4 protein-coding genes and 1 pseudogene are annotated in these 3,659 nt (G+C 34.2%); all 5 read right to left on the bottom strand.

The window, feature by feature from the left end; genetic code table 11:
* Nucleotides 1-195: 195 nt before the first annotated feature.
* Nucleotides 196-453, bottom strand: a pseudogene (locus CKF59_RS07935) (flavodoxin family protein); the annotation flags it as partial.
* A gap of 85 nt (nt 454-538) precedes the next feature.
* Nucleotides 539-859 (bottom strand): hypothetical protein, encoded by a 321-nt coding sequence (locus CKF59_RS07930; RefSeq protein WP_222985658.1) that lies wholly within the window; start codon nt 857-859, stop codon nt 539-541.
* 15 nt (nt 860-874) lie between these two features.
* On the bottom strand, nt 875-1,498 hold the full coding sequence (locus tag CKF59_RS06685; protein ID WP_119535168.1) for an NADPH-dependent F420 reductase: 624 nt from the start codon (nt 1,496-1,498) through the stop codon (nt 875-877).
* 64 nt (nt 1,499-1,562) lie between these two features.
* Nucleotides 1,563-2,282, bottom strand: a complete 720-nt coding sequence (locus CKF59_RS06680) for a carboxymuconolactone decarboxylase family protein (RefSeq protein WP_119535167.1) — start codon at nt 2,280-2,282, stop codon at nt 1,563-1,565.
* Nucleotides 2,283-2,355: 73 nt separating this feature from the next.
* Complete coding sequence (locus tag CKF59_RS06675; RefSeq protein WP_119535166.1) at nt 2,356-3,348, bottom strand: alpha/beta hydrolase; 993 nt, start codon at nt 3,346-3,348, stop codon at nt 2,356-2,358.
* Between the last annotated feature and the right edge of the window lie 311 nt (nt 3,349-3,659).

Below are 3,659 nucleotides of genomic sequence, written 5' to 3'. Positions count from 1 at the left end.
ATATAAGGAACAATAAAATATTCGGATTAAAGACTTTTATATTATAAGAGTAAGAAAGTTTGCAAACAATTAGGTAAAAAGTACATGACTTTATGAAAAAATTTCATAAATTGATCAGCACATTTTATCTAATATTACTTTCATAAAAATCAATTATCCTAAACGACAACTTATTCACTAAATCATATAAACAAATTACTTTTGGGTGAAATCCAAACCTTGATACCAAGTTTGCAGGCTTGCATTATCTTGATCTACCTTATTACCTTGCACCGCATAGGCTTCAAGGAAGCGATTATTTGGTAAGTAGGCACGGATATTCTCAACACTTGTCCCTAAACCATAACCTCCATTAGTTGCTAGAGGAACTATGACTTTTCCGGTAAGTTCTTGAACATAGTTCTGTAAGAAGCTCCTCATTGGCGATAAAGACATTCCCCACATGGGGGAGACTAAATATACTACTTAGTACTGCTCTAAATTCAGCATCTCAATATTTAATCTTGGAAAGTTCTGACTCTCTTTCTTGAAGCTCATCTTATACTGAAGCACGATAATTTGCTGGATAAAGATTATCCACTACTAACTCCAAAATATCTCCATCAGTCAAATTATGGAGTTTATAAGCTAATAGTTCAGTTGATCTAGAACGAGAAAAGTAAACAATAATACTTTTACTGGTAGTGGTTAAAAATCGAGTAGGAACAGTATTTGCATTAGTATCCTTGCCATCATAAACCGTACCTCTACCATTATTCCAAGTGTGATCATCCTTTCCTAATTTTGAAGCAACTATATCTGTAGTACTTAATTGAGCTTGTCCACTACCAAGTAAAAGCCCTAAGCCTGTCGCTAACAATAATTTTTTTTCATCTTATTTCACTCCTAATAATTCACGCATCTTCTTTCCTGTGGTATGTACTCTAAATGCCACTCCACCTCGTTGAAATTTTACTGCTTGTTCTAAACTGGTAGCTACAGGTTCAGCGTGAAGAGCTGAGATTAATGCTTTTGCTTGCTCTAAAGCTAGACTATTATCACTAGCAATCGGAATAGCTAAGGGATTGATTCCTCCTCGTTGATAAGAGTCTACTATCTGATAGAAATCAACACTACTAAAAGCTCGTACATATTTAACCCCAGGTAAAAGTTGTTGCGAATAGCGAGCCACATTACCTTGATCCTGCTCAATAATTTCAGGGTTACTTGGATCGGTATTAGTAGCATCTAACACTAATTTGCCCTGTAAAGAGGGTAATAAAGTTGGTGCTAGAGCTTCAAATGCCGAATAAGGCAGAGCTAAAATAATTACATCTGCAAATTGAGCTGTAGCTAAAGGCGTAGCTACTTTAGCTCGAGGTAAATCTGCTACTTTTCTTTTTAAAGCTTCAAGATCACGAGCAGCAAACATTAATGTAAATCCAGCTTGTGCTAAACTCGAACCTATAGCGTAACCTTGCATTCCTGAACCTATAACGCCAATACTTAAATCTTTCATTTTTCTTATCTCCTCATCTAAAAAAGGGAGTTCTACTCTTTTTTGAGTATCCCTCCCCTTGTCTCTATTGATAAACTGCAGTTAAAACTTCTTGAGCTTTAGTTACAGCCTGAGCATTTACTTCTTTTAAAGAGTTAATAAATTTTTGGGCTTCTGCTTTACTTATGCCAAGATTTTTAACAATTGTTAAATGTGAACGTAACTGTGAAGGTACGGTTTCCAAAGCCGTTAAGGTACTTACCGTTACTAATTCACGATCTACCGGACTAAGGATCTGATCACGAGCAAAAAGATAACCAAACAAATGGGCTTTCAACGCAGTATCTATCCCAGGAAAGTTATTTAAGGTAATACTACGCATATCTCTTTGAGTTAAAATACTCAACATTTTTTCCCCTAATTGATAATAATCTACCTGCTTATCATAAGCTGTGATGAGATTATTTTGGAACTCAATCTTACGCTCTTGTAGTACTCCTTGGAAAGTTAAGAGACCATTTAAAGCTCGAGGAAATCCCGCATAAGCATATTGATGTAAAAATACTTCTTGCAGTTGTTCAGGAGTTAACCCCGCCTCTAAAGCCTGAGCTACAGCAACTTTTAAAGCGTCAAGCTGTCCTAAAGCCGTAAAGTAAGCTACCGGAGCTATAGCTAATTGTCTTTCGGTTAATGAAGTAGTTTGAGCAATTTTTGCTAATTCCTCTGATAAATTCCAAGCCTGTTCTGTATTTATTTTATCTAGATCTGCTTGTACTTGTTTTGCGTTTAAAGATAATTCATCCATAATGTTTTGTTGCTTTTTTTGTTGTAAAATTATGATTTGCTAAAAGAAATTACAATAATCTTTTATTAAAAATTTAAAGATATTTAGCAAAAAATTCCGTATATTTTTGCATTGCTTGAGCTACATATTCTGGTTTGAAATAAGTTTGAATATGTCTTGCTCCAGGAATTAAAAATAGTTCTTTGTTTGTAGTTCCTGTCGCTTGAGCAAAAACCTCTTCAGTCATATATCGAGTATCTGCTTGTTCCCCCGCAACCATGAGTAAAGGTTGATTAATTAAATTTACATTAGTGTTAACATCAAAAGTCATTAAATCTAATAAGCTATCTAATGTAAAATTAGTTTGGGAATTAGGATGAGCATAATCTACCCCATAGTAAAAATAGCCATCACGATATAAATCAAATGGTAAGGCTTCGAGCTCTTGTGCAGTTAATTTATTTGCAAATGCTGGAGAATATACAGCTTTCCCTGTACGCACAAACTCTTCTCGGGCTTGACTTGCCTGTTCTAAACGTTGTTGAATAGTATCTAATTGAGAATTTTGGAAACCATTTCTACGTACTAAACCTGAATTAAACATACTTAAAGTAGCTACTGCTTTAAAACGTTTATCACTTTGAGCGGCTTTAATGGTGTAACCACCACCGCCACAAATTCCTAGGACGCCAAGGCGTTGAGGATCTACTCCAGGAAAAGTGCTAATAAAATCAGCAGCACGACGAATATCCTCAATTCTATTTGCCGGACGATCGACATATCTTGGTAATCCCTCACTTCCACCTTGATAGGCTGCATCAAAAGCAATCGTAATATACCCTTGTTCAGCTAATTTTTGAGCATATAAACCTGCAACTTGCTCTTTCACTCCTCCATTAGGATGAGCAACAACTATAGCTGCGTAAGTTTGTTGTGGATCATAATCTGCAGGAGTATAAACATTGGCTGCAATTTTTAAGCCATTTAAGTCATAACTTACAGGCTTAATATTTACAGCATGAGCTTTATTCTCCGTAATTGCTTGATCGTATACTAAGGTAAAAGGATTTAATTTATAATCAGCCATATTTGTGTCCTTACTTTATATATCTTTAACAAGACTTATAAAGACATTTTAAATCACGATAATTTTTATCATTAAGTTTAACTTTGATATTCTATTTTTATATTTTTATTATAGAAAAGGTTACCTTTTTGATAAAGTAGGAGATTTAACATAGCTTTATGAATTTTTTTCAATAAATATATCTGTGTAAACTTAAAGAAGACAATTTTATTAGATAAAATAAAGTCCTTTAATCTAAAATTTTTAAAATTATAATAATAAAATTTACCCCCTAGGGGGGGGGGTAATATCAATCTTTATAGCTCTTTATC

Origin of the sequence: Psittacicella gerlachiana, assembly GCF_003585965.1 — a bacterium.
GTDB classification, from domain to species: Bacteria; Pseudomonadota; Gammaproteobacteria; order Enterobacterales; family Psittacicellaceae; genus Psittacicella; species Psittacicella gerlachiana.
The sequence above is the reverse complement of the archived record's forward strand: the minus strand, read 5'-3'. Positions and strand labels throughout refer to the sequence as shown.

What these genes read in the sequence shown, in the direction of transcription:
- CKF59_RS06675 (WP_119535166.1), bottom strand. Translation starts at nt 3,348, where the DNA reads ATGGCTGATTATAAATTAAATCCTTTTACCTTAGTATACGATCAAGCA.
- CKF59_RS06680 (WP_119535167.1), bottom strand. Translation starts at nt 2,282, where the DNA reads ATGGATGAATTATCTTTAAACGCAAAACAAGTACAAGCAGATCTAGAT.
- CKF59_RS06685 (WP_119535168.1), bottom strand. Translation starts at nt 1,498, where the DNA reads ATGAAAGATTTAAGTATTGGCGTTATAGGTTCAGGAATGCAAGGTTAC.